Origin of the sequence: Sulfuricurvum sp. MLSB (assembly GCF_000747095.1) — a bacterium.
Taxonomy (GTDB): Bacteria; Campylobacterota; Campylobacteria; order Campylobacterales; family Sulfurimonadaceae; genus Sulfuricurvum.
In genome coordinates, this window is the sequence record NZ_JQGL01000095.1 from 1 (window position 1) to 4,113 (window position 4,113).

The 4,113-nt window shown below is 54.0% G+C and carries 1 protein-coding gene; it reads right to left on the reverse strand.

Going from position 1 to position 4,113, the window contains the following annotated elements:
* On the reverse strand, positions 1-4,113 hold a 4,113-nt coding region (locus tag JU82_RS11925), incomplete at both ends, for a JAB domain-containing protein (RefSeq protein WP_294892471.1).

Sequence of the window (4,113 nt, forward strand, 5' to 3'; positions counted from 1 at the left end):
CGTCCTGCGATTCGGGCAGTTCTGCACGGTCCCTGCGGGCGGCCTCGATCTGCGTCTTGTTCAGGTAGTGGAATCTATCCTGCGCCTGGTAGATAAATTCATCCCATGCCCGCTGGAGCATGCCGGGTTGGGCGATGCTGTCCATGAGGGCGCCGATGCGCTGGGGAACGACGGCAGGGGCGTACTGCTCTTCTTCGGGCTTGACTTTTTCTCCAGAAGGAGTAGATTGTTTTTGGAATGTCTCTTGCCGAGGTCCAGGGACCGTTGAGACAGGAGATGTCGGGTTGGGGTTCCCCTGGGACCGCCCAATTCCATCTCTCTCCCAATCAATCACCATCTCTTCCTGCAACCCTTTCTTTAGATACGGGAATTGCGTAATCAGTTTTCCGGTAAATGATTCCTGCTCTATTACCGTCCCATCAGGCGAAACGATTACCATGTGGCGTGTCTTGTTCTTGTACTCTCTTACATAGATCCTGTTATCCGTCTTTTTGTCTACGATCCGGACTGCCGCATTTTTGAGTGTATCCGGGACGTTGGGCAACCATTTCGCCTTTTGAATGTGAATCGTATCTTTGTCATTGTCCCAAACAAGGTGCATTGCCCTTCGTGAAATGTAACCATCTTGCGGGTTTGCTAGAAGAATTTCGGAACCGTCTGCCGCATTGAGCTTTTCCGGCCACGATCTGTATTCTTCGGCTGCCCTTGAGATGATGTCACGATTCGTTCCCTCAAGACTTAGTGTTTTTGGATGAACGTCGTCTACCGGAATGTCGGCCTCTCTCAATCGCTGGCCGACGGCATAGCTTTCTTTCTCAGTGCGCCCTTCTCTTCCCGTTCTCTCAAAGATTTTACCACTTTCGATCCCTCTTAAAATACCCTCCGGACTCCTGACCCCGAAGCTCTCCAGTATCCCGTCGATGAAAGCCCTGATTCGCAGGACGATCCGGCCTATCGGTCCCTTCTGTTCCTTCACGGCGAGACGGTCTGCAATGAAATTCGCCCGGTCCTCGGGTCCTCCGACGTCCTTCCGGTTGGCAGGCTCCCAGCGCCCGTTACGGTACAGGTTCTTGATATGGTTCTTCAGGACATCGATGTCGCGGGAGTTCAAGAGTCCGGAAACTTCGGTGAAATGTCCTAATCCTTCATGAGCTAGTGTCCAGGTATCCGCAAATACCCTGTGAAGTTTTATGTAATACTCGCCGGAAGGAGTCACCCCCATTGCGCCGGGAATGACATGCCCCGGTTTCAGGTTCGACACACCGTATCCGACGGTAAGAACATCGGGGTTGGCCTCAATGTGATCGACCCTGTAGATCGTAACGTATTTCCCGCCCCTCGTCTTGACGTAGATGTTCTTGTTGGCGTCGAGTCCAACTTCCTGACCGGGAAAGAACCTCTTGACATCCTCAAGTTTGGCGGGGCGAAGGGCGCCGCGTCGGTGCTGGTCGCGGACGGAGAATTTTCCGCCTTCAGTGGCCTGAGAAACAGTACCGTCCCGCTTGGCCCGTTCATCCCCTTCGCCTTCGAAAATATCGGGGAACAATTCTCCGAGTGTGGATTCCCCCGTCACGAGAAGATTTCGGGTCTTTGTTTTCTCGTTAGCTCCATTGGCTATAAAGTGGCGGACAGTGTCCTTGATTGCATCAAGCGAAAAATCTCCGCTATCAATCCACTGTTGCAGCAACGCAGGCGAGAAGTGAATAATCCCGCTCTTGAACTCCTTGCGATTCGTACCGAACCATCCCCTAATAAAGTCGCGGAATTCCCCCTTCGGCTCTGCCTTTTTCAGATCGTCGCCATGCGTACCGACATCAATATCGCTGCCGCCGAGAACCATTTCATCGGTTTTCGGGTTATACATGAAGCGACGATTCTTGATGCTCAAGAGATCATAGTTTGTTCCGCTCGGGATAAGCTGTACCTTGCCGATAAGGGGGACCATCCCGGGCGCGTACATTTCCACGCCCTGCGGGGTCTCGCGGGTCCCTTCTCGGACCTTAAACGCCTTTATATCCTCCCGAACGGGCGTTAGGAGTGAATCCTCTCGGGCCGACTTATATTTCTGTCCGGATATGGAAATCGAATCCTCGATCACCCCTGAGTTGATAAGATCTGTAAGCGACCGGTGATCTATTTCGGCGGACTTGCTGACAACAATGGCACCAACGGAGCCGAATTCGCGTTTCCTTCCCTTGATGTACTCGGTAAGGGCTTTCTTGTTTTTGACCAAGCCAACAGGCACTTCTTGGATGGCCCGAATTACCCCCTTCGCGCTGCGGTACAGGATGACGGATCGATCGTCTTGCGAATAAAGCGCCCTCGCCCATGCGGCGGCCGAACCAGGGGAGTCTAACGGCTGGCCGAGGAATCTGTGTTCGATGGCAGGGGAGGTCAGCGCGTCCTCTCCCTGTCCGTACTGATTCTCGACGGACGGATCGTTTCCAGTGGGAATGTAAACATATTTCTTGTGGTTGATGACGATGTGGCCCTTAACCCTTCCCTTGAGCGACACTCCCATTCTGCGGGTTAAATTCACGTCCTGAATCGAAGGCGTGGGGTCGCCGCTCGGGTGGTTGTGGACGAGATACACCCCATCGGCTCCGAGCCTGTCCATCCTGCGGTTGATCTCGTAGATTTCCTTTGAGGGATTTTTGACGAAGATGGAAGCCGAGCCGGGAAGGCGTGATGTCACGCCTTCATGGGCAACGACCTTTCCGTCTTTGACGTAGACGTATCGCAGGGTTTCGAACTGGGGGTTTCGATAGACTTCGGCGAGAACCGCTACTTCGTGGAAGCTTCTAGCGCTACGTCCCCGGATATCGATACGACCTTTTTCGACGAGGTGGGTAGAGATTCCGATTCCGTGAGTTGTGATTCCGCCAGCTTTTCGAGGCCCAGCCACTTCTCCCGGTGCGGCGGATACAGTACCCGAACCTTCGAGTTCTCGGATTTCATTGATGGCTTTTTCGGCAATCTTGAGTTCACGGGGCTTGTCCTCGTACTCCGGGTTGTTTTTGAGGATATCGTATTTTACACCCCGCTCGCCGATCTTGTCAAGAGACTTTCCTTCCTCTGCGGGTTCCGGGGTCATGTCAATGAGCACTTCATTGGAGGCAAGTTTCTCTGGTGCGGTGCGCTTCCATTGCTTCGCTATCAGGTCATCTCCCTGACCCTTGATGGCGAGAAGATACTTGGCTCCCGAACCCTCGGAAAGTGCTTCAAGATTCTTTATTTTCAGGGTGGGGGAATAGTTGATGATTTGCAGCGCTTCGACCTTCTTAGCGGGGGCTTTCAGCTCCGGGTACTCATCAAGTACGGCCCGGGGGACGGGAAGACCGGAGGAGAGGGCCTGTTTTAATTCCCTGAAGTGCGAAATCTTACTATCGTACCGTGACGAATGATTAACAAAAAATTTCCTGTCATCGCCTTCTAAGAAATCCCTGAATTTTGCAGACCTTTTTGCCCCCTTCTGCGTTGCCTTTTTAACCAATTCTTCTACTCGTGGAAGATTGTGTTGATAATACTCACCCCTCGTCATCTGCCACGGTTCTTTCCCCTCCGGTGCCTTCTCCGACTCGGGGATGGGAGCGGGGGCCTCTGCCTTTTCACCCCATCCCTTCCTTGCCAGTATTTCCTTCCCTACGGCCGTGTCGAGCCACTTCTCCGGGGCCTTCAACAGGTCGTAGTCGATCTGGGACTCGACGACGGGCATGGGGTCCTCTCCCGGCCATTCCCTTTCGGCCTGCTTCGCCATGGCCTTTACTTCCCGGGAATCGCTTTTGAGGATCTCCCCAACGAAAATCTGCCGCTGCCGGTCGTTATCGGGGTCAAAGCCCTTCGTTTTGGGGGCCACGGCCTCACCAGCGGGCTCAGGCGGGGAGATCTCTGCGGCCGGGGGTGTGATAGCGCCCCCTGCGTCGTACTCCTTCCTCAGTGTCTCATATTGAGGATTGCTTGCCTTTATGGGCCACTTGATTCCCTTGGCCTCAACGAACTGCCGGAAAGTAGGCTTCCCACCCGTAGGCGTTAATCCTTCCCTACCGGTTTCTCCCCCGGCTTCCGTCGGCTGTTGTAAATTTTGGCCGCCGATTCCTGGCTCCGATCGTAGAG